The 24,290-nt window shown below is 51.9% G+C and carries 22 protein-coding genes, 1 tRNA gene and 1 other RNA gene; 18 read left to right on the top strand and 6 right to left on the bottom strand.

Translation table 11 applies throughout. The annotated features are described in order from the left end of the window. The first annotated feature begins 62 nt into the window (after positions 1-62). Both ACE419_RS07435 and ACE419_RS07430 read left to right on the top strand, forming a co-directional pair. Positions 63-989 carry a glycosyltransferase gene (locus tag ACE419_RS07435; RefSeq protein ID WP_435721524.1) on the top strand — a complete coding sequence of 309 codons (927 nt, stop codon included), beginning with the start codon at positions 63-65 and terminating at the stop codon, positions 987-989. Positions 990-1,004: 15 nt separating this feature from the next. Continuing rightward, positions 1,005-2,000: a glycosyltransferase family 8 protein gene (locus tag ACE419_RS07430; RefSeq protein ID WP_435721522.1), complete on the top strand. Its 996-nt coding sequence runs from the start codon at positions 1,005-1,007 to the stop codon at positions 1,998-2,000. Positions 2,001-2,061: 61 nt separating this feature from the next. Here the strand turns inward: ACE419_RS07430 and ACE419_RS07425 are convergent, their stop codons facing one another. Further along, positions 2,062-3,870 carry a phosphoethanolamine transferase gene (locus ACE419_RS07425; protein ID WP_435721520.1) on the bottom strand — a complete coding sequence of 603 codons (1,809 nt, stop codon included), beginning with the start codon at positions 3,868-3,870 and terminating at the stop codon, positions 2,062-2,064. A 119-nt stretch (positions 3,871-3,989) separates the two neighbouring features. On the opposite strand from ACE419_RS07425, the gene ACE419_RS07420 reads away from it, so the two are divergent. From ACE419_RS07420 to ACE419_RS07410, 3 genes are read left to right on the top strand one after another with little or no spacing between them, the layout of a single operon-like run. Then, a complete protein-coding gene (locus ACE419_RS07420) occupies positions 3,990-5,156 on the top strand; it encodes a nucleotide sugar dehydrogenase (protein WP_435721519.1) in 1,167 nt (388 codons plus the stop codon). Between the two features lie 25 nt (positions 5,157-5,181). Next, positions 5,182-6,183: an NAD-dependent epimerase gene (locus ACE419_RS07415; RefSeq protein ID WP_432647181.1), complete on the top strand. Its 1,002-nt coding sequence runs from the start codon at positions 5,182-5,184 to the stop codon at positions 6,181-6,183. 20 nt (positions 6,184-6,203) lie between these two features. Next, positions 6,204-6,992 (top strand): SDR family NAD(P)-dependent oxidoreductase, encoded by a 789-nt coding sequence (locus ACE419_RS07410; protein ID WP_432647180.1) that lies wholly within the window; start codon positions 6,204-6,206, stop codon positions 6,990-6,992. A 46-nt stretch (positions 6,993-7,038) separates the two neighbouring features. Here the strand turns inward: ACE419_RS07410 and ACE419_RS07405 are convergent. Together ACE419_RS07405 and ACE419_RS07400 are read right to left on the bottom strand one after the other, a co-directional pair. Next, positions 7,039-7,112, bottom strand: a tRNA-Gly gene (locus ACE419_RS07405). 50 nt (positions 7,113-7,162) lie between these two features. Beyond that, positions 7,163-7,813 carry an HAD family hydrolase gene (locus tag ACE419_RS07400; RefSeq protein ID WP_435721517.1) on the bottom strand — a complete coding sequence of 217 codons (651 nt, stop codon included), beginning with the start codon at positions 7,811-7,813 and terminating at the stop codon, positions 7,163-7,165. Between the two features lie 160 nt (positions 7,814-7,973). On the opposite strand from ACE419_RS07400, the gene ACE419_RS07395 reads away from it, so the two are divergent. Next, entirely contained in the window at positions 7,974-8,633 is a 660-nt protein-coding gene (locus tag ACE419_RS07395) for a 3'-5' exonuclease (protein WP_432647178.1), read from the top strand. A 130-nt stretch (positions 8,634-8,763) separates the two neighbouring features. Beyond that, positions 8,764-9,621, top strand: coding sequence for a prephenate dehydratase (gene pheA / locus ACE419_RS07390; RefSeq protein ID WP_435721516.1), 858 nt, complete (start codon positions 8,764-8,766; stop codon positions 9,619-9,621). A gap of 59 nt (positions 9,622-9,680) precedes the next feature. Here the strand turns inward: pheA and clpX are convergent, their stop codons facing one another. Beyond that, on the bottom strand, positions 9,681-10,982 hold the full coding sequence (gene clpX / locus ACE419_RS07385) for an ATP-dependent Clp protease ATP-binding subunit ClpX (RefSeq protein WP_435721514.1): 1,302 nt from the start codon (positions 10,980-10,982) through the stop codon (positions 9,681-9,683). Between the two features lie 333 nt (positions 10,983-11,315). On the opposite strand from clpX, the gene rpmE reads away from it, so the two are divergent. From rpmE to ACE419_RS07360, 5 genes are all read left to right on the top strand, one after another. Then, positions 11,316-11,516, top strand: a complete 201-nt coding sequence (gene rpmE / locus ACE419_RS07380; protein WP_295633051.1) for a 50S ribosomal protein L31 — start codon at positions 11,316-11,318, stop codon at positions 11,514-11,516. Positions 11,517-11,650: 134 nt separating this feature from the next. Further along, complete coding sequence (locus tag ACE419_RS07375) at positions 11,651-12,577, top strand: DUF1385 domain-containing protein (protein WP_435721512.1); 927 nt, start codon at positions 11,651-11,653, stop codon at positions 12,575-12,577. A 27-nt stretch (positions 12,578-12,604) separates the two neighbouring features. After that, positions 12,605-13,678 carry a peptide chain release factor 1 gene (prfA, locus tag ACE419_RS07370; protein ID WP_295633045.1) on the top strand — a complete coding sequence of 358 codons (1,074 nt, stop codon included), beginning with the start codon at positions 12,605-12,607 and terminating at the stop codon, positions 13,676-13,678. Beyond that, positions 13,675-14,649 (top strand): peptide chain release factor N(5)-glutamine methyltransferase, encoded by a 975-nt coding sequence (gene prmC, locus ACE419_RS07365; RefSeq protein WP_435721511.1) that lies wholly within the window; start codon positions 13,675-13,677, stop codon positions 14,647-14,649. The genes prfA and prmC overlap by 4 nt, the downstream gene beginning before the upstream one ends. Positions 14,650-14,651: 2 nt before the next feature. Next, positions 14,652-15,710 carry an L-threonylcarbamoyladenylate synthase gene (locus ACE419_RS07360; RefSeq protein WP_435721510.1) on the top strand — a complete coding sequence of 353 codons (1,059 nt, stop codon included), beginning with the start codon at positions 14,652-14,654 and terminating at the stop codon, positions 15,708-15,710. 134 nt (positions 15,711-15,844) lie between these two features. Here the strand turns inward: ACE419_RS07360 and ssrS are convergent. Further along, positions 15,845-16,017: non-coding RNA, 6S RNA (gene ssrS / locus ACE419_RS07355), on the bottom strand. Between the two features lie 166 nt (positions 16,018-16,183). Here ssrS and ACE419_RS07350 point away from each other — a divergent pair. The 5 genes from ACE419_RS07350 (at position 16,184) to ACE419_RS07330 (ending at position 21,390) form a co-directional block, all read left to right on the top strand. Beyond that, positions 16,184-16,498, top strand: a complete 315-nt coding sequence (locus tag ACE419_RS07350; RefSeq protein WP_432647606.1) for a hypothetical protein — start codon at positions 16,184-16,186, stop codon at positions 16,496-16,498. Between the two features lie 146 nt (positions 16,499-16,644). Beyond that, positions 16,645-18,189, top strand: a complete 1,545-nt coding sequence (locus ACE419_RS07345) for an ArnT family glycosyltransferase (protein ID WP_435721509.1) — start codon at positions 16,645-16,647, stop codon at positions 18,187-18,189. Between the two features lie 21 nt (positions 18,190-18,210). After that, on the top strand, positions 18,211-19,686 hold the full coding sequence (locus tag ACE419_RS07340) for a sensor histidine kinase (RefSeq protein ID WP_435721508.1): 1,476 nt from the start codon (positions 18,211-18,213) through the stop codon (positions 19,684-19,686). Between the two features lie 24 nt (positions 19,687-19,710). Then, positions 19,711-20,403: a response regulator transcription factor gene (locus ACE419_RS07335; RefSeq protein WP_295712883.1), complete on the top strand. Its 693-nt coding sequence runs from the start codon at positions 19,711-19,713 to the stop codon at positions 20,401-20,403. A 54-nt stretch (positions 20,404-20,457) separates the two neighbouring features. Then, a complete protein-coding gene (locus tag ACE419_RS07330; protein ID WP_302609768.1) occupies positions 20,458-21,390 on the top strand; it encodes an NAD-dependent epimerase/dehydratase family protein in 933 nt (310 codons plus the stop codon). A 79-nt stretch (positions 21,391-21,469) separates the two neighbouring features. Here ACE419_RS07330 and ACE419_RS07325 read toward each other — a convergent pair whose 3' ends face one another. Continuing rightward, a complete protein-coding gene (locus ACE419_RS07325; protein WP_295635149.1) occupies positions 21,470-21,715 on the bottom strand; it encodes a DUF896 domain-containing protein in 246 nt (81 codons plus the stop codon). A gap of 267 nt (positions 21,716-21,982) precedes the next feature. On the opposite strand from ACE419_RS07325, the gene ACE419_RS07320 reads away from it, so the two are divergent. Next, positions 21,983-24,250 (top strand): ribonucleoside-diphosphate reductase subunit alpha, encoded by a 2,268-nt coding sequence (locus ACE419_RS07320; RefSeq protein WP_435721507.1) that lies wholly within the window; start codon positions 21,983-21,985, stop codon positions 24,248-24,250. Positions 24,251-24,290 lie beyond the last annotated feature (40 nt).

Below are 24,290 nucleotides of genomic sequence, written 5' to 3'. Positions count from 1 at the left end.
AAATATTTTTTAATATAACTGGTATAGTATAAAAATATTATTGATATGATAGGATGTCTGTTATGAGTGAAAAAGGCTTGTTATCCGTTATTGTTCCAGTTTATAAAGTGGAACCATATTTGCGACGCTGTATAGATTCCATTTGTAAACAAACTTATAAAAATTTACAGATTATCTTGGTGGATGATGGATCACCGGATCGGTGTGGTGATATTTGTGATGAATATACAGTCCGTGATTCACGGATTATAGCAGTGCATCAGGAAAATGAAGGCTTGAGTGGCGCGAGAAATAATGGCCTTCTTTTTGCTAAAGGAGAATATATCGCTTTTGTTGACAGCGATGATTGGCTTCATCCGGATATGTATAAAACTTTAATTACTATGATGGAGCAAAATCAATTGGATATGGCACGCTGCTCTGTTATAGGCTCAGATGGGAAAAATGAAGATCCTATTTTGCCACATGATGGAATAGCAAATACTGTTATTATGGGAAACCATGTTTTTGAATTATATTTTACAGAATTTCTTTGTAAGGTCGTTTGGAATGCGGTGTATCGTCGCGACATTGTAATGGGAATTGTATCTCCAGAGAGGTGTCATTCACAAGATAATTATGTTTCTGGACGCTATCTTTATCGAAGTCAGCGAATCATGATAACAGATAAGTGCCTATACTATTACTATAAAAATCCTACAAGTACGACTCATGGTGGACATAAGCGATTTTTGGATATTTGTATTTGTACAGAAAAATTGAGAGATGATCTTATACGATTAGATGGAATGAAAAATCCTGTATATATTAAAAGGCTGAATAGAAAGTTGGCACGTGAATTATTTCATTTTATCCGTGAAGATAATAGCCAATATAAGGTCTATTCGATAAAGAAAGAACAAAAAGATTTTATAGAAGAAAATTTAGACTTTATCAGACGCATTCGTTTTTTATGGTTGCTGCATAAAAAACACATTTCTATATATTAAGATAAGGTGATAGTGATGGGAAATAAGTTTACAACAGAGTATTTTGAAAAAAACAGCGATAAGTTATATATTGAAAAAAATGAATTTCTGTATATTCCTAAGGATGATACAAGACCGACCATGCATATTGGATTTAACATAAATGATCCATTTTTTAAAGCATTAGGTGCAGAAATTACTTCTATTCTAGAGACAAATAAAGACATGTCTTTTAATTTTCATGTTTTTGTCGATAGTTATACGCCAAAGAATAAGGAAAATCTACAGAAGACCGCTCAGAAATATAAATGCAACATCTACCTTTATGTCATGGACATGAGTATTTATCAGGATTTCCATATCAAGGTAGCTCGTTTTTCACGTGTAACCTATATTCGTATCGTCATGCCTTGGGTGTTGCGCCGTTATACAGATCGTTACTTATACTTGGATTCAGATATGATTTGTGTTGACAGCTTAAAGTTTTTCTTATCAATAGATTTGGAGGGAAAAGCTATTGGTGCCTTGACTTATCATACACCGGATCGTGTAGCATTCTTGAAAATGAAGCAAGATGTATATTTCTCTGATGGATTAATGTGGATTGATATTAATGAGTGGATTAAAGAAAAGATTACGGAAAGAGTATTCAGTTATCAAGGCGCAGACCCACGTAGATTTAAGGGGCAAACACAAGACCTCCTCAATTTAGTTGTAGAAGGAAATATGAAACCTATTCCGAATCTTTTCCATCATAAAAATAAAGATTTCAGTATACAGGGAGTTCTGATTCATTATTCTGGACGTGATAAACCATGGGAACTTGTGTTAGACCAAGATGATGAATTATGGCGTCATTACCTTGATGTATCGTTTTGGGACAGCATGCCAGATCCTATGCCGCCGAAAAAGCCGTCGTATTATCATAGTTTCAAAAAGTTGGCTCAGGTATACCGGAGCAAAGGCGAAACTTGGAAAGAGCTTCAGTGTCTGTTCTGGTATGCCGTATTGAAGATTCGGTACAAACTTTGATTGATGCACAAAGAAAGCCTGCTGTAATTCTGTAGCAGGCTTTTCTATAGGTTACTTATAATTATGTCGGATCCTCAGAGATCGGTACTGTATGCTTGAAGGTCCAGAGCGTGTCCCGCTGGAAATCATAATCTGGCGAAGAAAAATCTTCTCGGCTGTCATAATGGTTGGAAGGCGCCTCAAGAATACCGGAGATAGTATTATAAATCATATCGTTAGTGAAATACGCATCCTGATGCTTTTTAAGGATATTGTACCGACTGGGATCGTATTGCTGATAGTCCGGTGATAAGTAGATAAACATGGGTATGCGTAAGGTATCAAATGTTCTTACGTCAGGGCCATGCCCGTGATAAATGTTTTCACCGTGATCCGAAAAATAGACCATGGCTTTCAAATTTAAATTCTGCTGGGCATAGGTAAAAATATCATGCAGTACGGTATCTGTATAGAGAATAGTATTCGCATATTGACCTTCCGGTGTAGAGGAATCAAATTGCGTGTGGCTTTCTGGGTAGTGCTTTTGATAGGGGACATGACTGCCTTTCAGATGAATAACGATAAAATTACTTTGATTTTTATCAATGTTTTTTAATAAGGGCAGGAGATCGCCGTCATAAATAAGACGATCGGAAATGTTAGGAACGGCATAATGGTCGGCTGTTTTCATCATTAAAGTGATAGGGGCATCGTTTTCGCCCATGCTGCCTTGATTGCTCAGCCAATACGTTTGATATCCTGCTTTTTTTGCTACATCTACAATTGAAATGGATTCGTTGAATCTTTTATCATTATACTGACTCATCTCCGTACAGGCTCTAATTAGTGCTTCTACCGTTTGATTATAGCAGGCATAGACGTTGCTGTATATAATGAAATTGGGATTGCTTTTTTGGCTTTCCATCCATGGTGTGTCGTCATAAGGCAGGGATGGTGTGTAATAAGTCATATAATCGCGGGATGCTGACTCACCAATGACCATGATGACGGTACCGGGTACATCTTTTGCGAGTGTATGATCTGTAGTGATTTGCAGAGCCTGATAGCGCGCATCATAATCTTTTGCGAATAATTTCTGTTCATGACGGTAGGCTGTGACCGTTTGCCATGTGGAAAAAAAGAGAGTTTTATCTTTCAGAGAACCGACTATATAGAAAACTGTGATAGGAAGCAGGATAATGACGAACCAGGAAGCCCAACGGGTTTTAAGGGATGGCATCAATTGAGTTGCTCGATAGCTCAAGAAACCGATCAGCAGGAACACAAAGATAATAGAAATTCCCACAGCTGGGCTGATATAGGTTTGCAGATAACCGAGAGCTTCCTGATAATCTGTTTCTTGTACAGCAAAAATAGAACTTTCGGAGACAGTAACGTGATATAATGAGAAATGAATCAACTCGGACAGTGGAATGATGCAGCATAATATAGTGACTATAGCATACACTATTGATGCTCCGCGTGAAAGAAGAGGAAATGAAACGAAATGTTGCCTCAGCAAATTGCAAAAACTTTGCAAGAGCATCAGCGAGAGCAGAATATATAGCCCCAATAAGATATCATGACGGGGATTCCAGTGATGCAAGGTCATGTTGCTGTTGGCTTGCAGTATAGGAATCAGAGCCATCCAACTCAGACTGATGAGAAGCACTGGTAGCCATATGGCCGAAAATAAGCGTTTCCGATTTATGTATTGCGTGAGGCCGATGCCGATGATTGGCACGATTATTTGACGGATCATGATACCGTACTGTATTAAATCTGTTTCTTTTTGTGTTATGTGGAAGATCAATAATGCAGTCAGGTAAAGGAATATGGTATCCAGCAAGTAACCATGTAGTTTTAGTTGTTTTCGCCGATAGAAGTTCATGTGAGGTCACCTTTCAAGAAAATATCTTTGTACATTATAATATAATTGAGATTAGATTACCAGCTTGTTAAGCCTTAGTTGAGTCTATACTCCATTTTTAAAGAAAGTAGGTAAAAGAGATGAAAATTGCTATTGCCGGAACCGGGTACGTGGGACTGTCTAATAGTATGCTTTTAGCGCAGCATAATGATGTTGTGGCATTAGACATCAATGCAGAAAAAGTTTCCTTATTGAACAAAGGACTTTCGCCTATCGTAGATAAGGATATTTCTGCCTTCCTGCAGCGTGATGATATTCACTTCAAGGCCACATTAGATGCGAAGGAAGCCTTTTCGGATGCTGAGTTTGTCATCATTTCGACACCGACGAATTACGACCCAAAGAAAAATTTCTTTGATACATCGTCGGTTGAGAATGTCATTGAAGAGGTGCTGGAGATCAATCCGAAGGCTGTCATGGTCATTAAGTCGACGGTACCAGTTGGTTATACAAAGCAAATAAAGGCAAAATATCATACAGACAACATCATGTTCTCGCCGGAATTCCTGCGTGAGGGCAAGGCTCTTTATGATAACCTTCATCCGTCGCGCATTGTCGTGGGTGAAAAGTCGGAGCGTGCGCATGTCTTTGCCAATCTGCTGGCAGAAGGTGCGGTAAAGAAAGACATCCCAATGTTGTTCACGGGCTCGACGGAAGCGGAGGCCATCAAGCTCTTTGCCAATACGTATCTTGCGCTGCGCGTGGCGTATTTCAATGAGCTGGATTCGTATGCGGAGATTCGCGGGCTTGATACTGGTGATATCATTAAAGGTGTCTGCCTTGACCCGCGTATTGGCGACTTTTATAATAATCCGTCCTTTGGCTATGGCGGTTACTGTCTGCCGAAGGATACGAAGCAGCTTTTGGCGAATTACCATGATGTGCCACAGAATCTGATTTCGGCGATTGTTGAGGCCAACAGGACGCGCAAGGACCACATCTCCGATATGATTATCGAGAAGAATCCGGGGATTGTCGGTGTTTACCGTTTGACGATGAAGAGCAACTCGGATAATTTCCGTGCTTCGGCCATTCAGGGCATCATGAAGCGCATTAAGGCCAAGGGTATTGAGGTCGTGGTTTATGAGCCGACTCTTGATAAACCGGACTTTTATCGTTCGAAGGTCATTCGCGATCTGGATGAATTCAAACGAGTCAGCGATATCATCATCACGAACCGCTGGGATGATAAATTGGCGGATGTAAAGGATAAAGTATATACGCGCGATCTTTTTGACCGTGATTGATGGCAGTTAGGAAAGGAAGCAGAGTATGTCTTATTTACCATTTGATGCAGCAAAAAAAGTTCTGATTACGGGCGCAGCCGGGTTTATTGGCTTTCATCTTGCGAAGCGATTGCTCGGCATGGGGGCGAAGGTTGTCGGTTTTGATAATCTCAATGATTACTATGATGTTGGACTGAAGGAGAGCCGTCTGGCGATTCTGCGCGAGTATCCGTCGTTTACGTTCGTCAAAGGCGATTTGGCCGACGAAAAAGCGGTCAATGGTCTTTTTGAGCAGTTCCAGCCGGATATTGTGGTCAATTTAGCGGCACAGGCCGGTGTGCGCTACAGCATCGACCATCCGCGTTCTTATATCGATTCGAACATCATCGGCTTCTTCAATATTTTGGAGGCCTGCCGTCATCATAAAGTAGAGCATCTGCTGTTTGCTTCGAGTTCGTCGGTTTACGGCAATCAGAAAAAGACGCCGTTCTCGACGACGGATAATGTCGACCATCCGATCAGCCTGTATGCAGCGACGAAGAAGTCGGATGAGCTCATGGCGTATACGTACAGCCATCTTTATGGCATTCCAGCAACGGGCCTGCGCTTCTTCACGGTTTATGGCCCATTTGGCCGCCCCGATATGGCTTATTTCAAGTTCACGAATAAGATCCGCAGGGGCGAGGCCATCCAGATTTACAACAACGGCGATATGTACCGCGATTTTACGTATGTCGATGATATCGTCACGGGCATTGAGCACATGCTCTGCAATCCGCCAAGGGCCAATGAACTTGGCGACCATTATAAGGTCTATAACATCGGCAACAACAAGCCCGAAAAGCTCATGCACTTCATTGAGGTTCTGGAAAAGGCCATCGGCAAAACGGCAAAAAAAGAATTCCTGCCCATGCAGCCCGGCGACGTTTACCAGACGTATGCGGATGTCAGCGAACTGCAGCGCGACTTTGACTTCAAGCCGTCGACTACGATTGAAGAGGGCCTGGGCGAGTTTGCCAAGTGGTATAAGGCGTATTATAAGCTTTAAGGCAGAGAGAAGTGACAATTATGTCAGAGCAGAAACGGATCGCGCTGGTTACGGGGGCTTCTAGCGGGCTCGGGCGTGAGTTTGCGCGGTTACTCGCGAAGGAGTCTGAGGTAGAAGAGCTTTGGCTTGTGGCAAGGCGGCGGGAACGGCTGGAGGCGCTTGCCGGGGAGATTTCCGTGCCCTGCCGCGTTTTGGCGCTTGATTTGACGGAGACGGAGTCGTTTCGTACCATTGCGGCTCTTTTGGAGGAGTCGGGCGCGACGGCCGCGTATCTTGTCAATGCGGCCGGCTTTGGGCGCATCGGACTTGCGGCGGACATTGGCGCGCAGGTGACGGGCAGGCTGGTTGACCTGAACTGCCGTGCGGCGGCAAAGCTCACAGAACTTGTGCTTCCGTATATGGCGAAGGGCAGTCACGTCATTGAGATTGCCTCTTGTGCGGCGTTTCAGCCCATCCCGTATCTCGCGGCTTATGCGGCGTCGAAGGCGTTCCTTTTGAGCTACAGTCGGGCGTTGGCGGCAGAAGTCGGGAGCCGGGGAATTTCGGTCACGGCGGTCTGCCCGTATTGGATTCGCGATACGGAATTCATCGACGTGGCGAAACAGACGGACAAAGCGGGGCTTTTCAAGGGGTTTCCGTTTGCGACGACGCAGAAGGCCGTGGCGAGACGTTCGCTTTGGGCCGCGAAGCACGGCTTTACGGTCTTTACGCCGGACCCGATTTCGACCTTGCATCGGCTTATTACGGCGATTGTGCCGCACAGCTGGATGATCGCGCTCTCTAACCTTTGGCGAAAAATCGCAGCATAAAAAAGGCTGTCTGAAGATTTTCTTCAGACAGCCTTTGCTTTTCATATGGAGCGGGCAAGCGGAATCGAACCGCCCTCTAAAGCTTGGGAAGCTTTCATTCTACCGATGAACTATGCCCGCGTCGTTACCGACTTAATTATTTTACCATTTTTTGCCGGATTTGACAAGAGTCAGGCCTTCAGGCAGCCTTTGAGGTCGGCGATGCTGTCCAAAATGGCGATATGCGGGTATTTGGCAAAGTCGGCGGCCGGCGTCGTGCCGGTGGTGACGGCGAGAAAGTCGACGCCGGCGTTTTGGGCCGTTTCGGCGTCAACCCAGCTGTCGCCGGTGTAGAGAACGTCGGACTTCTTGACGCCGAAGTGCTCGATGGCACGCAGCAGGCCCGTGGGCTCCGGCTTATGGCTCTTGACGTCGTCGCTGCCGATAATCAGGTCGATGAGTTCGGGGACGTGGTCGACATCAAATTTTTCCTGAATGCGGCGGTGCGTCTTGTTGGAGATGATGCCGATTTTGGCGCCCGTCGCCTTGATGGCGCGCAGCGTTTCTACGGCACCGGGGAAGAACGCCGTGCCGGGCGTCATGTAGCGGTCGGCTTCGGGGCGGTAGTTGTCGAGGAAGTGACGGGCCTCTTTGTCATCTTCCGTGGGGATGATGATTTTTACGGCATCGAGGATGGGCAGGCCGATGGTCTTTTTGATGCGTTCGTCGGGAACGTCCTCGTAGCCGAGTTTTTTGAGCGTGATATGAAAGCATTTGACGATGGCTGCTTCGGAATTGACGAGTGTGTAGTCAAAGTCAAAGAGATAGAGACGGTAATTCACAAGCAAAACTTCCTTTTCTGTTTTAGTCAGGTCCGGTCTTGAGTGCATTTTCTGTGAGCACTGTTTCCATAATAACACATTATCCGGTTGAAGAAAACGCGCGGATAACGTAGAATAGAATAGTGCAAGTAACTCCAAATGAAGGGAAGTTCGGAAATAGATGAAGCATGTTGTGGTAGACTTGGAGATGAATCCGGTCAGCAGGGAGTTTCGCGAGGTGCGCCGCAAGCTCAATGAGGAAGTCATTGAGATCGGCGCTGTTCGTCTTGACGAGAATTTCCAGCAGGAAGCGGAGTTTCAATGTTATGTAAAGCCTGAGTACGGGCCGATTAAGAAGCATATCACGGGCCTGACGGGCATCACGCAGGCCATGGTGGCGGACAAAAAGCCTTATGCGGACTGTTTTAAGGCCTTTGTCGACTGGGTCGGCGAGGAAGAGACGAAGATTTATTCGTGGAGCATGTCGGACATCAAGCAGCTGCGCAGCGAGTGCCGCTACAAGCTGCCGGATTTTGACCTCGAGTGGCTCAATTCGCGCTGGGTCGACCTGCAGCAGGAGTTTGACGACCGTCTGGGGCTGCACAACAGCCTCGCCCTGAAGCATGCTCTCGGCGCGATGGACCATAAATTCGAGGGCACGCAGCATACGGCCCTCGCGGATGCCATCAACACGAGTGCGATTTTGACGCTCATGCAGGATGACGCGAAGTTCAAGGAGACGATGAAGCCGGTGCTTGAGATTCTGCAGCCAAAGGACGACCTTTCGAGCTCGATTGGCGACCTCTGCCCGGAGCTCGCGAAGCTGCAGAAGGACCTTTAAGATGTTTCAGGCCTGCTGGCTTGACTTTACAGTTTTACATGTGGTAAGGTAGGAAGCATAAGCCCTGTCCTTTATGGGACGGGGCTTTTTTCGGATGAACGAATGCATGGATAGAAGGGATGGATTTTTTATGAAGAAAATGGGGGTCCTCGGACCGCGCGGGACGCACAGCGAGGCGGCGGCGCAGTATTTGTCGAAGCTGCTGCCGGAAAAACCGGACCTTCTCGTCTATCCCGATATTTACGCCGTGATTCAGGCGGTCGAGGATGGCGAGGTGGACAGCTGCCTTGTGCCGGTGGAAAATTCCCTTGAGGGGGCCATCAACATCACGCTCGACACGCTCGCGCGCAGCGAGGACCTCTGTGTGGCACGCGAGCTCATCTGGCCCGTGCACAATCAGCTGATGGTCAAGCCCGGCACGCAGAGAATCCGGCGCATTTATTCGCACCCGCAGCCGATTTCGCAGTGCCGCAAGTATCTGTTGCTTCATTATCCCGAGGCCGAACTCATCAAGGTCGCGAGCACGGCGCGCGCGGCGGAAATCGTCGCGAAGGAGCCGCGGGGCATGGGGGCTGCGGCCATCTGCACGAAGCGCGGCGGCGAGCTCAACGGCCTCATCACGCAGGCGACGGAGATTCAGGACAATATGGCCAATGCCACGCGCTTTTTTGAGCTGCAGCGCCTGACAAGGCCGGATATGCCGAAAATTACGCAGCCGGCCGAAAAAATGCTCGTAATCTGCGAGATTGACGGCCAAAAGGCCGGTGCTCTTTACGATGTGCTGAAGGAATTTGCCGACCGCGGCATCAACATGACGCGTATCGAGTCGCGTCCGGCGAGGACGGAGCTCGGCGCGTATATTTTCTTCTTCGACCTCGAGATTGCGGACAACGAAGAGGCTCTGCGGGCATCTGTCGGAGCCGTGGCGAAGAAGAGCAAATGGCTTAAGGACCTCGGCAGCTTCCCCGTCATCGAGGCCAAGCCCTGAATTTTAGACACAAAAAAACCGTTTCCTGCGAAACGGCTTTTTTATTGGGCTGAATTTTATCAAAGATTGATGACTTCCGGCTTTTTGCCTTCGTCGATGCATTCTTTGGTGATGATGACTTTGCGCGGGGCGTCGGATTTCGGGATGTCGTACATGACATCGAGCATGACGTCCTCGATGATGCCCTTGAGTGAGCGAGCGCCAGTCTTGCGCTCGATGGCTTTCTTGGCGACGGCGCGCAGGGCGTCCTCGGCGAATTCGAGCTTGACGTTATCCATGGCGAGGAGTTTTTCGTACTGCTTGACCGGAGCATTCTTCGGCTCGGTCAGGATGCGCAGCAGGGCGTCTTCGTCGAGGGTCTCGAGCGTGCAGATGATCGGCAGGCGGCCGATGATTTCCGGGATGATGCCGTACTGCATGAGGTCTTCCGGACGGACCTGATGAATGAGCTCGTCAAATGTCGGTTTTTCGCTCTTGCTCGTGACTTCGGCGCCGAAGCCAATCGAGGAATCGGCCTTCTGGAGTCTCTTGGCGATGATGTCGTCGATGCCGACAAAAGCGCCGCCGACGATGAAGAGAATGTTCTTCGTGTCGACCTTGATGGTCGGGGCTTCCGGATGTTTGCGCTGGCCGCGGGCCGTGAACTCGACGACATTGCCTTCGAGCATCTTTAAAAGGGCCTGCTGAACGCCTTCATGGCCCGGGTCGGCCGTGATGGAGTTGTTCGCGCCGGATTTTCTCGCAATCTTGTCGAACTCATCGAGGTAGATGATGCCGTGCTCGGCCTTCTGGATGTCCTTGTCGGCCGCATAGTAGAGGTTGCGGACGGCGACTTCGACATCGGCGCCGACGAAGCCGGCTTCCGTGAGGCTCGAGGCATCCGTGACAGCAAACGGCACATCGAGGAGTTTCGAGAGGTGCGAGAGAAGCGCCGTCTTGCCGCAGCCGGACGGACCGAGCATGATGACGTTCGATTTCTCGATTTCCGTGCCATCGTCGTTCGTGTAGCCGTATTTCATGCGCTTGTAGTGGTTGTAGACGGCGACGGAGAGGATTTTCTTCGCGCGGTCCTGATTGATGATGTACTCATCGAGGTACTGCTTGATGATGTGCGGTTTGTTCTTTTTGAGAATCTCATCGAGCTGGGCGGCAAAGTCCGGCGTCTCTTTTTTCGCCGTATCGGCTTCGTGCATTTCGATGTAATGGGCGAGTTCCTTGATGCAGTTCTTGCAGATGCCAAAGCCCGTAGCCGGGTCGTAAATCGGCATGTCAAAGGAGTCATGAATCTCAACTTCGCGTTTGCAGAAGCTGCAGCGCTGTTTCATGACAGGTTCGTTCGTTTTATTTTTATCGTTAGCCATAGCAAAACGTCCTTTCTGTACGGTTTAGACTGCCGTCTTCGTCATATCCATCTGGACAGGCGGAGACGGCAGTCTTCGTTAACTCTATTATCGCCTATTAGTCTGTTTTTTTCAAGCAGATTTCGTATCTTAGGGAATATTATCGGCCGGCTGCCTTGCAACTCAGGAGAACTCGTGATATAATAAATCGGTAATGGACGTAATGACGTCTGTTTCCAGGTCAAAATTTGACTGGCTTTCCCCCGAAAAAGGGGAGCTAGGTCTAAACCAAGCCTGCGCAGAGCGGGCTTGTATCCATTCCCAGTTCCTGGGGGGAAAGAGAGGTGTAATAGAATGAAACAGGGTATCCATCCGAAGTACTACGAAGCTACGGTTATCTGCGGTTGCGGCAACACGTTCAAGACTGGCTCCACGAAACCGGAACTTCGCGTCGATGTCTGCTCCAAGTGCCATCCGTTCTTCACGGGTCGTCAGCGTGACGTACAGGCAGGCGGCCGCATCGAGAAGTTCAACAAGCGCTACGGCAAGAAATAAGATGCAGCATGATGAAGCAGAGCAGAGAAATCTCGCTCTGCTTCATTTTATATACAGACAAAATACAGCAGCCAGATGTATCCTATATATAATAGAAGAAAGTTGTTTTTTGATATACAGGAGGTCCAATTTTTATGGGCAATCATTTGATGGTAGGCGGTCAGGCGGTCATTGAGGGCGTCATGATGCGCGGACCAAAACTTACGGCTACAGCTGTGCGCGACCCGAACGGCGAGATTCAGGTCGAAACGAAGGATGTGCATTCCATTGCGGAGCGCTATCCGATTCTCAAGAAGCCGATGCTGCGGGGCACGGTTTCTCTCATTGAGTCGCTTGTCATCGGCATCCGCTCGCTCTCGTACTCGGCCAAAATGGCCGGCGAGGAAGACGAGCAGCTTTCGGACAAGGAAATGGCCGGCACGATCGTCTTTGCGCTCGTGCTCGCAAGCATTCTGTTCATCGCCATCCCGACGGGCGCGGCGCGCCTGTTCCATGTTATTACGGAGGACCCGTTCTTCCTGAACCTCATGGAAGGCTTTTTGAGACTCGCGATTTTCCTCGGCTATATCTGGGGCATTTCACGCATGAAGGATATTCGCCGCGTGTTCCAGTATCACGGGGCCGAACATAAGACGATTCACTGCTATGAGGCGGGACTGCCGCTGACGGTCGAGAACGTGCAGAAATTCTCGCGCCTGCATCCGCGCTGCGGCACGAATTTTCTGCTGATTGTCATGCTTGTCTCGATTTTCGTCTTTGCGTTTCTCGGCTGGCCAAATCTCGCGGAGCGCATTGCCTCGCGCATTTTGCTGCTGCCGGTCGTTGCGGGCATCTCGTATGAAATCATTCGCCTCGCGGGCCGCAGCGAGAATCCGATTATCCAGACGGCCATCAAGCCGGGCCTCTGGCTGCAGTATCTGACGACGCGTCCGCCGGAGGATGAAATGGTCGCCGTGGCCATCGAGTCGCTGAAGGCCGTGCTGCCGGAAGAAGAAATCGTCGAAGGGACGGGGGAATACCGTCATGTGGCTAAGCCCGTGCAGGAAGTCCCCGTGCCCTAAAATATATCCTATGGAGAGGTGAATCCTGTGCTGGAGAAGCTCCAAGCCGTTGAAGATAAATATAGGGAACTCGAGTCGCTCATCAGCGACCCCGAGGTCATGGCTGACATGACGAAATGGCAGGCCTATACGAAGGAGCATGCTGCCCTGACGCCGATTGTCGAGAAATTCCGCACGTATAAGAAAGTCGTCGCGGGCATCGACGAAGCCAAGGCGATGTTCCATGAATCCCTTGACGACGAGATGCGCAAATTCGTCGAGGAGGAGCTTGCGAACCTTGTCGAGCAAAAGGAAAAGCTCGACAGGGAGCTGCCCATCCTGCTCCTGCCGAAGGACCCGAATGACGAGAAAAATGTCATTGTCGAGATTCGCGGCGGCGTTGGCGGCGATGAAGCGGCGCTGTTTGCCGGCGACCTCTTCCGCATGTACTCGCGCTATGCCGAGAAAAAGGGCTGGAAAGTCGAAATCATGGATGCCAATGCGACAGAAATCGGCGGCTTCAAGGAAGTGACGTTCATGGTCACGGGCTTTGGGGCGTATTCACGTCTCAAATATGAGAGCGGCACACACCGCGTTCAGCGCGTGCCGGTCACGGAGTCGGGCGGCCGCATCCATACGTCGGCGGCGACGGTCGCCGTACTGCCCGAGGCCGAAGAAGTCGATGTTGACATCAATCCTTCGGACCTGCGCATCGACACGTACTGCGCGTCGGGCGCGGGCGGCCAGTACGTCAACAGGACTGAGACGGCCATCCGCATCACGCATCTGCCGACGGGCATTGTCGTGCAGTGTCAGGATGAAAAGTCACAGCTCAAGAACAAGGAAAAGGCCATGAAGGTCCTGCGCGCGCGCATCCTCGACAAGGCGCGTCAGGAGCAGGAGGCCGCCGTCGCGGCGGACCGCCGCAGTCAGGTCGGCTCGGGCGACCGCAGCGAACGCATCCGCACGTACAATTTCCCGCAGGGACGTGTGACGGACCACCGCATTGGCCTGACGCTGCACAAGATTGACGCCATCCTTGATGGCGACCTCGATGAACTCTTATCGGCCCTCATCACGGCAGACCAGGCCGAACGACTGAAGAAGGTGGACGCGAAGTGACAAATCAGGTATGGACCGTCGGACGTATCCTCAAGTGGACGGAAAACTATTTCAAGGAAAAGGGCATCGAGTCGCCGCGGCTTGACGCCGAGGTCCTGCTCGCGCACGTCCTGAAACAGGAGCGCATCTATCTCTACGTTCATTTTGATGAGCCGATGGAAGCAGAAGAGCTCGCAGCTTACCGCGAATGCATCAAGAAACGCGTCATGCATGTGCCGGTCGCGCAGATTCTCGGTGAAAAGGAATTCATGGGCCTGAAATTCAAGGTCACGCCCGATACGCTCGTGCCGCGCCCCGACACGGAAATTCTCGTGCAGGCCGCTGTTGACCGTCTGCGCGAAGAGCAGGAGAGCGGCAAAGAGGCCTCTCTTTTGCATATCGCCGATATCGGCACGGGCACGGGGGCCATCTGCCTTTCCGTCCTGCATTACCTTGACGGCGTGACGGCCGATACGGTCGATATCTCGCCGGCGGCAAGGGCTGTGGCCGAAGAAAATGCGGCAAATCTTGGTCTCGCGGACCGCGTGACGTTCCATACGGGCGATTTGCTCGCACCTCTGCAGGGGGTGACTTTTGCGGCTATTCTCTCGAATCCGCCGTACATTCCCGAGGCCGATATTGCTGCCTTAGCCCCCGAAGTGCGTCTGAAGGAACCGCATACGGCACTTTCGGGCGGCAGGGACGGCCTTGACTTTTACCGCCGACTGGCAAAAGAGGCTCCTGCCATGCTCGAAGACGGAGGCTTTATGGCCTTTGAAGTCGGCATTCATCAGGCTCAGGCGGTCGCAAAACTCGCCGAAGAAAATCCCTTGATTACGGAAACGGAGATTCTGCCCGACTACGCCGGCATTGACCGCGTCGTCGTGGCCTGGCGAAACAGGCCGAAAAAGCTGCAGGCAGAACCTGTCAAAGAGACTGGGCAGGATGAAAACGGAGAAGCCCAAGTAGAAGCCGAAGTGGAGGAAGAGTGACCATGCAGACAGAAATCGTGAAGATAACGGATGCCCGCGCGCAGCAGGAAGATTTAGAGCGTGCCGGCAAAATCCTCCGCAGCGGCGGACTCGTGGCCTTTCCGACGGAGACGGTCTACGGTCTCGGGGCGAACGGCCTTGACGCCGAAGCCTGCGCCCGCATCTATGAGGCGAAGGGACGCCCTTCTGACAATCCGCTGATCCTGCACGTCTCGGACCGCGCGATGGTCGATATGGTCGCGGCGGAAGTCACGCCGATGGCCGAAAAGCTGCTCGCGGCCTTTATGCCGGGGCCGATCACTCTGATTCTTCGCCGTAAGGAAATCGTGCCGGACCGCATCACGGGCGGCCTTGACACGGTCGGCATCCGTATGCCGGAACACCCGGTGGCCCGCGCGATGATCCGCGCGGCCGGAGTGCCGGTTGCCGCGCCTTCGGCGAATATCTCGGGCCGTCCGAGTCCGACGACGGCAGCTTCCGTGCTGCGCGACATGAAGGGGCGCATTCCGCTGATTCTCGATGGCGGGCCGTGCCATTTTGGCGTCGAGTCGACGATTGTCGACTGCACGGGGCCGGTCGCCGTCATCCTGCGTCCCGGTGCCATCACGCGCGAGATGCTGACGGAAGTTCTCGGCGGCTGTAAGCTTGACCCCGCACTCGTCGGGGCCGACACGGTGCCAAGAGCGCCGGGTATGAAGTACAAGCATTATGCGCCAAATGCCCCGATGACGCTTCTCGAAGGGACACCTGACAAGATGGCAGCGGCGTTTCGCCGTCAGGTCCGCCTGCTGCAGTCGCAGGGGCATACGGTCGGGGTGCTCGCGAGCTCCGAAATCTGTAAGAGCCTGCAGGGCCTCATCCCCGCTGAGCTTTTGGCAGATTACGGCCCTCAGGGAGACCTTTTGGCGATTGCTTCTAATATTTACGAGGAGCTCATCGCCTTCAACGATACCAAGGCCGATGTGCTTTTAGGCGAGGGCACGACGGAAAAAGGACTTGGCCTTGCCATCATGAATCGCCTGCACAAGGCCAGCGGCTTCCACAGTCTCAAGATTTCATGATGCCATAAAGCCGTATATTTATAGAAGAAAAAAATTCCTGCCACAGACCGGCATGCCGTGTCCGTGACAGGAATTTTTTATTTTGTATACGCGAAGAGGGACTACAGACTTGCAGCAGTAATCCCTCTTCAAAGCAGGGGTCCAGGGTGCCGTTCGCTTTAAATGCCTAAAACCTGCGGCTAGCAGGTGGGTGCCCTAAGTCCGGTTTTTGCAGTCGCCGAGGCGGGCATCTGCCGGAATCAAATCAAGCTCCCTAGGAAAAATGTAGGTTAGACACTTCTAAAGCTCACGCACATCCCAGGCTTGTCCTTCTTTACGTGTATAATATCATAAAAAATTTACACGCGCAAGTCTTGACAAATCAATAAAGAAGGCTGGTTGTAGAAAAGCTTAAAATCCCTTATAATGGAGAAATAGAGCCCAATTTAAAAAGAAGAAAAACGCGTCAGCGTAAAGATAAAGGGGAAAAAGAAATGGCAAATATCTATAGCGTAGCAATCAGCTACAAGAATGACCTCGGCTGGATTGACTATGATGAGGATGCAAAAAAGGCAACCGTTCATCTCGCCAACGAAGAGGGTAAGAAAAAGGTCGAGGATTATCTCGGCAAGACGCATCAGATCAACATCCCGCACGAGACGCTCATGGATTTCACGCATGAGACGATTGACCCGCAGGCCGATGTCAAGAGCCTGCAGACGGCCCTGACCCGCCTTTGGGAGGCCACGGATGTTTCTGTGGATTGGAGCAGGCCGGTCGATTACGTGAAGGCTCATCCGCACTATTGAGACAGAGCATGAAGGTCTCCAGCTTGTTTTGACAGGCTGGGGGCTTTCTTTTTTTGCTCTTTAAACCCCGTTTAACGGGAGTTTATCTTCCCTCACTATACTCTAAGGTAAATAAGAGATTACGCGAAAGAAAGGGAAGATATGGCATGAAACGCAGGGATTTTTTATACCTGACACTTTTCGGGCTGGCGCTTTTTATGCTCGGCAATTGGCTGATGCCGGTCACGGACCCGGTTGAGTCAAATTATACGCAGACGGCCAAGGAAATGATGGCAGCCGGCGATTATATGTCGCCGCGCATTTTCGGCAATTACTGGTACGATAAGCCCATCCTGTTTTATCTGGAGCTCATCGCGGCGTTTAAAATGTTTGGCATGACGGATTTTGCCGCGCGTTTTTTCCCCGCTTTGTTTGCCATTGCCGGCATCCTCGTGACGTATGCCTTTGCCACGAGACTTTACAGCCGCAAAGTGGGCATTTTTTCGGCGGTGCTTTTGGCGACGACGGTGGAATATTGGTACCTCGGTCATGCGATTATTACGGATATGACCTTATGGCTGACTGTCAGTCTGACACTCATTTTCTTTTATCGGGGTTATGAGACGGATAAGCCGGTCTATTATTATCTGTCTTTTGCGGCAGCTGCCGTGGCCGTGCTGACAAAGGGGCCAATCGGCCTTGCCCTGCCGGGGCTCGTCATTCTCTTGTTCCTCACCTGGCAGCGCGCACTGCGCCTGCTCCTTTCCGTTCATATGCTCGGCGGGCTCGCCTTGTTCTTGGCGATTGTCAGCATTTGGTATCTGCCGATGTATATGATGCACGGCAGCGATTTCATCGACACGTTTCTCGGCGTGCACAATATCCTGCGCGCGACGGTGCCGGAGCATGTGCGCAACAGCGTCTGGTATTATTATCTGCTCGTCTTCGTGATTGGCTTCTTTCCGTGGTCGTTCATTGTCGTGCCGGCCTTTTTCAAAAAGCTTTTTACGCACGAGCTGCACCTGCCTGCGGGGGATAAGGAACGTTTCCTGATGGTCTGGGCACTCGCGGTCTTCGCGGCTTTTGAATGCATGGCCTCGAAGTACACGACGTATACGTTCCCGTACATGATGCCGCTGGCCATTCTCATGGGCGCGTATTTTGCGGCACATGGGAAAATGTTCTGGCGCATGGCCAAGGGCATGAGTGCTCTTTATATCGCGGCCGTGCTCGTCGCCGTACCCTTTGTGACGCAGGACCACTCGGGCAAGGATCTCGCGGCGCTGCTAAAAGCCAACAGCACGGAAAATACGGCCGTCATGACCTACGGCGTGCGCTATCCGGTTTCGATTTCGTATTACAGCGGCCTTGTGCCGAGCCGTCTCGTGGCGACGGATGCCGATATCGAAAAATACCGTCCGCAGAAGATGAGCTGGACAACGACGAACATCATGCCGTTTGCTGCCGTCACCGATATGGATTTCACGAAAGACACCATCATTATCACGGATAAGGGGCACAGCAAAGAACTCGGCGAAGAGGTGCCGGGGTTCTGGACGGAAATTGGCAGCGATGCGCAGTACCGCGTTTATAAGCTCATCCCGTACCATGCGGACGGCCGCATTGATCGGGCAGACAGGAAAAACAAGACCTTGTATGGAAGTATTGTAGAGCGTTTGTCAGGAGAAAAACAGGAAGCACGAAATCCCTGACGCGTCGGGGAGGAATGAAACATGAAACTGCGGGATCTTTCGGTGCACCACCGTCTGCTGCTCAACAATATCATCATGGTGCTTGTGCCGATGTTTCTGCTCGTGGCCATTGGCAGTGCCGTTTTTTACGGGCTGCGGGCGACGGGCAACTTCCGCGAGCGCGAGCTTGAGGTCCTTTGGCCGGAGGCTGGGAATTCCATTCCGGTTTATATCGCCCTGAGTCACCTTTATGCCAATGTCGATGGCGGCGAGAAGGAGAGCCTGCCGCGCCATATGGAATCTATAGAAAAGCTCGGGGTTAAGGTGGTATGCATCCGCGATGGCGTGATTGATTACGAGACGGAGCCAGGAATTTCTGAGACCCTGATTGCCGAGTCGTATGAACTTGCGCCGCAGGAGGGCAATGTCATGCGCTGGGATGCGCAGGGGCTCGTTTACCGCTATATCTCGAAAGATAAGAAATCCATCGCCGTGGCTGTAGGTCCGGTGCCTTTTGAGATTGGGCGGGGCTTTTTCCCGCCGCATATGGGGCCTGTCTGGCGCGGCACCGCTCTGGCCGTCTTTTTGCTGTCGATGTTTATCATCGTGCTCGTGGGCTGGCTGCTCGTGCGGCGCATGTCGCGGGATATTCTGCATCCTTTGACGGAACTGCAGCAGGCCTCAAGGCGCATCCAGCATGGCGACTACGATACAAAAATCGTGAGCCATGAGGCAGACGAGCTCGGCGAAACGGCGGAGACTTTTGAGGAAATGCGCCAGCAGCTCAAAGAGAGCCGCAAACTGCGCGAGCAGTACGAGAAAAATCGTCAGGAACTTTTTGCGGGTATTGCCCATGACCTTGCGACTCCCTTGACGAAGATTCAGGGCTATACGAGCGGCGTCCTCGACGGCATTGCCAATACTCCCGAAAAACAGCGCCATTACCTCGAGCTCGTCTACCATACGAGTCAGAATATGGAACAGATGGTGCATGAATTGTTCCTGCTCTCGAAGCTCGAACTCGGCAAGGCGGTATTCCAATGGGAAAATGCCTCGCTGGTCAATCTGTTGTCCCAGTATGTAAAACTGCAGGCGGCGCCTCTGCAGGAACAGCATTTCTCCCTGACGTTTGAAAATCGGCTCGGCGATGACCCTGCCGTCATCCGCCTTGACCGCCTCCAGTTTCAGCGTGTACTCGACAACACCCTTAGTAATGCGTTAAAATACAAAGATAGTGACACTGGCAGTCTGACGCTGCGTCTGGCCGCGCAGGATGGAGGCTATCTTCTGGAATGCGAGGACCGCGGCCGCGGTGTAGCGCAGGAAGACCTCGGACGCATTTTTGAGTCGTTTTACCGCACGGACAAGGCGCGTGAGGGCGTGCCCAAGGGCAGCGGTCTTGGTCTTGCTGTCACGGCGAAAATTGTGGCGGCCATGGGCGGGCGCATCTGGGCAAGGCCCGCCATGCCGAAAGGGCTGTGTATCTGCATCTGGCTGCCGGCGAGGGAGAAGGCCTAGGGAAAAACAGGGGGCAGGGATGATATGAAAAAAATTCTGATTGTAGAAGATGACCGCGAGATTGCCGAACTGGAGCGCGATTATCTGGAGGCTTCGGATTTTGAAGTCACGATTGAGGGCGACGGCATCAAAGGCAGGGAAGAAGCCCTCAAAGGCAAATATGACCTCATCATCCTTGACCTCATGCTGCCGGGCCTTGATGGCTTCAATCTCTGCCGCCGTCTGCGCGAAGAGCTCGACATCCCTGTCATCATCGTCTCGGCCCGTCAGACGGACATCGACAAAATCCGCGGCTTTGGCCTCGGGGCTGATGATTACCTGACAAAGCCGTTCAGCCCCAGTGAGCTCGTGGCCCGCGTCAAGGCCCATGTTTCACGCTACGAGCAGCTGACAGCCAAAGAGCAGACGCGCATCGCGCAGCTTTCCTGCGGCCGGCTGACGCTCGAGGCCAAGTCGCACCGCGTATTCAAAGACGGCGAGGAAGTCCATCTGACCAACCGCGAATTTGAGCTTCTGCAGTTCCTCATGGAGAACCGCGGCCTCGTTTTCAGCCGCGAGACCTTGTTCGAGCGCATCTGGGGACTCGATGCCCTCGGCGACAGCGCGACGGTGGCTGTGCATATCAACCGCATCCGCGACAAGATTGAGCCGGACCCCGCGCATCCGTCGTACATCGAGACGGTGCGCGGTGCCGGCTACCGTTTCCATCGGGATTGAATAACATAACATCGTGATTTATCGATAGAAAGATAAAAGAGAAGAGGATTTGACGTGAAGATTTTAGTGACGGGCGGCGCCGGTTTCATCGGCTCGCATCTGGTGAGAAAATTACTGGCCGAGGGTGAGCAGGTGACCGTGCTCGATAATTTCAGCACGGGCAGCCGTGCCAATCTGCCGGATTCAGCACAGGGCCTTGACTGCATCGAGATGGATGTGAACGATGTGCGCCTGGCCGAGGTATTCGACAAAGGCCATTTTGATGCCGTCGTGCATCTGGCCGGCCAGACGACGGTGCATATCTCGATGGAGTCGCCGGAGCTCGACGGCCATGAAAATATCATCGGTTCCATCCACGTGCTCGAACAGGCGCGCCGCACCAGCGTCAAGCGTGTCATTTTTGCGTCGACGGCCGCGAGTTACGGCGATGTCGCCGAGGAGAAGCTGCCGATTGTCGAGTCAGAGCCGCTGCAGCCGATGTCCTTCTATGGACTCTCAAAAGTCACGGTCGAACATTATCTGCGCCTGTATCAGAAGGCGTTTGGCCTCGACTTTGTCATTCTGCGTTTTGCCAATGTCTACGGTGAGCGTCAGGGCAATGGCGGCGAAGGCGGCGTCATCAGCATTTTCGCCAAACGTCTGGCTGAGGGCAAAGGCCTGACGATTTACGGCGATGGCGAGCAGACGCGCGATTTCATCTACGCTGGCGATATTGCCGCGGGTATCTACGCGGCGCTTTATACGAAGCATGTCAATCATGCCTACAACCTGTCTTCGCAGACGGAAACGAGCCTCAAGGAGCTCGTGGCCATCCTGACCGATGTCTCGGGCAAAGAAATTCAGCCGGCTTATGCGCAGGCCCGTCCCGGCGACATCTACAAGTCCATGCTGGCCAACGGCCGCGCGTGTCGCTCGCTCGGCTGGGCTCCGGCCGTCCCGCTGCGCGAAGGGCTCAGACGCACGTACGAGTATTTTGCTGAGCAGTAAAATAAAACATGAGATACAAAAAGAGGAAGATTCCGGCATAGCCTGGAATCTTCCTCTTTTATATGTTCCGTGCTTTATATCAGTGCAGTTTATGACTCGGACGCAGGGAAAAGGCGATTTCGTTCACCTGCGTGACCTTCGGTCCTTCAAGCGGCGCGTCAACGACTTCGATCTGGTCAAGCATGTGGCGAACCTGCTCGCGGATGCTTGCGAGATATTCCTGACGCAGCATCTGCTGTTCCATGAGTTCTGTCTCGCTTAGACCGCTGCTGCGTTTTTTGCGGGAGAGCTCATTGATGCGGGCGATGAGTTCTTTCGTGATCATGTCGTGTTGTCCTTCCTTTTGCTACAATACACATTCTTTACTTTCATTATAATGATATGAGAGGGAATTGCAAGTTTTTTTGAACGCACATCGATTCTTTTTGAACAGGCATTGTGATGCGGCTTCATTGACAGTCCTTTCCTGTATTTGCTATACTAAGTCAGTAATCAATATATAGTGGTTAAAAAGAATAATTTTAAAAATATCTACTGTATCTGGTAGTTGACGTCGACGGAAAGTTGACAGGAAGTAGTAGGAGCGGAGTATATGGATTGTACTGTTAAGTCACCGGCATGGCAAAGTCTTTTGTCAAAATGCCGTGTAGATGGTCTTGAGGCCTGCCTTGCAGGCATCGAGCGGGATTTTGCTGCCGAACAGGCAAATTTTTTTGAGCTCGTAGAAAAATATGAGGTCTTTGCCAAGCCGTCGCAGAGCCCCGAGGAAAAACTGCAGGGACTTATCCGCGCGGCAGTGGAGCTCGTGACGGCGCAGGCGCCGTATTGGGATAAGATTGCGGCAAGACTGCGCTATCTCGAGTTCTCGCTGCAGCTCGCACAGGACGAAGCTAGGCGCGGCATCACGAATTTTGTGGCGAAGCTGCGTTATTTCGAGGCCAAAGGGCTTTACGGCAGCTACATCCTTGAGAATTACACGGAGCAGGAGCTGCGGCAGACGGCGAAATTCATGGACAGGGAGCGGAATCACCTCTATTCCTATGCCGGCCTTGACCTGCTTCTCTCGCGCTACATCATTCACACGCATCACGGCGTGCCCTTGGAGTCGCCGCAGGAAATGTATCTCGGCATTGCCCTGCACCTCGCCATGCTGGAAAAGGAAGACGTACGCCTCGACTGGGTCCGCCGTTTTTACGATATGCTGAGCCTGCAGCAGGTGACGATGGCGACGCCGACGCTCGCGAATGCCAGAAAACCGTATCATCAGCTCTCGAGCTGTTTTATTGACACGGTGCCGGATTCTTTGGAAGGCATTTACCGCAGTCTTGATTCGTTTGCCAAGGTCAGCAAATGGGGCGGCGGCATGGGGCTCTATTTTGGCAAAGTCCGCGCGACGGGCGCGGCCATCCGCGGATTTGAAGGCGCGGCGGGCGGCGTTATTCGCTGGATTCGACTGGTCAACGATACAGCCGTGGCTGTTGACCAGCTCGGCGTGCGTCAGGGGGCCTGCGCCGTCTACCTCGATGCCTGGCACAAGGACCTGCCGGAATTTCTGCAGCTGCGCACGAATAATGGTGATGACCGCATGAAGGCGCATGATATTTTCCCCGCGGTCTGCTATCCGGATTTATTCTGGAAGACGGCGCGCGAGGACCTCGATGCGCCGTGGTATCTCATGGACCCGCATGAAATCGAGATGGTCATGGGCTATGCGCTCGAGGATTTCTGGGGTGAGGAATGGGAAAACCGCTACCGTGCCTGCATTGCCGAGCCGCGCATTGATAAGCGCGTGATTCCCGTCAAGGAAATCGTGCGGCTCATTTTAAAATCCGTCGTCGAGACAGGCACGCCGTTTGCATTTTACCGCGATACGGTCAACCGGCTCAACCCAAATCCTCAGGCCGGCATGATTTACTGCTCGAATCTCTGCACGGAAATCGCGCAGAATATGTCGCCGGTCGAGGCTGTCAGCACGGAAGTAAAGACGAAGGACGGGGACACGGTCGTGCAGGTCACGACGCGTCCCGGCGATTTTGTCGTCTGCAACCTCGCAAGCCTCAACCTCGGCCGCATTCATGTGGAGGATAAGGAAGAGCTTCGCTCCGTCGTGCGCACGGCTGTCAGGGCCCTCGACAATGTCATCGACCTCAACGAGGCGCCGCTGGCGTATGCAAGACTCACGAACCAGAAATATCGCAGCATCGGCCTCGGCGTCTCGGGCTATCATCATATGCTGGCGAAATACGGCATCCGCTGGGAGAGTGAGGAGCATCTCGCTTTTGTCGATGATGTCTTTGCGCGCATCAATTATGCGGCGATTGAGGCGAGCTCCGATATTGCGGCCGAAAAGGGAGCGTACCGCTGCTTTGCGGGCAGCGACTGGCAGACGGGCGCGTATTTTACGAAACGCGGCTATACGTCAGCAAAATGGCAGCAGCTCGCGGCAAACGTCAAAACACAGGGATTGCGCAATGCGTATCTTCTCGCCATTGCGCCGACGAGCTCGACGTCCATCCTCGTCGGTACGACGGCTGGCGTCGACCCCATCATGAACCGGTTCTTCCTTGAAGAGAAGAAAGGGGCCATCCTGCCGCGCATCGCGCCCGACCTCAGCATGAAGACGTACTGGTATTACAAGAGCGCGCATACGGTCGACCAGACCTGGTCCATACGGGCCGCGGGCGTCCGTCAGCGCCATATCGACCAGGCCCAGAGCGTCAATCTCTACATCACGAACGATTTCACGTTCCGTCAGGTCCTCGCGCTTTACATCAAGGCCTATGAAGAGGGCGTCAAGACGATTTATTATGTGCGCAGCAAATCTCTCGAAGTCGAGGAATGCGAGAGCTGCTCTTCCTGATGCAGATATGCAGCCAAAGGAAAATAAGAGAAGAGAAAGG

Source organism: Mitsuokella apri (genome assembly GCF_047974105.1).
In the GTDB taxonomy this organism is placed as follows: domain Bacteria; phylum Bacillota; class Negativicutes; order Selenomonadales; family Selenomonadaceae; genus Mitsuokella.
This window is presented reverse-complemented; position numbering and strand designations above follow the sequence as displayed.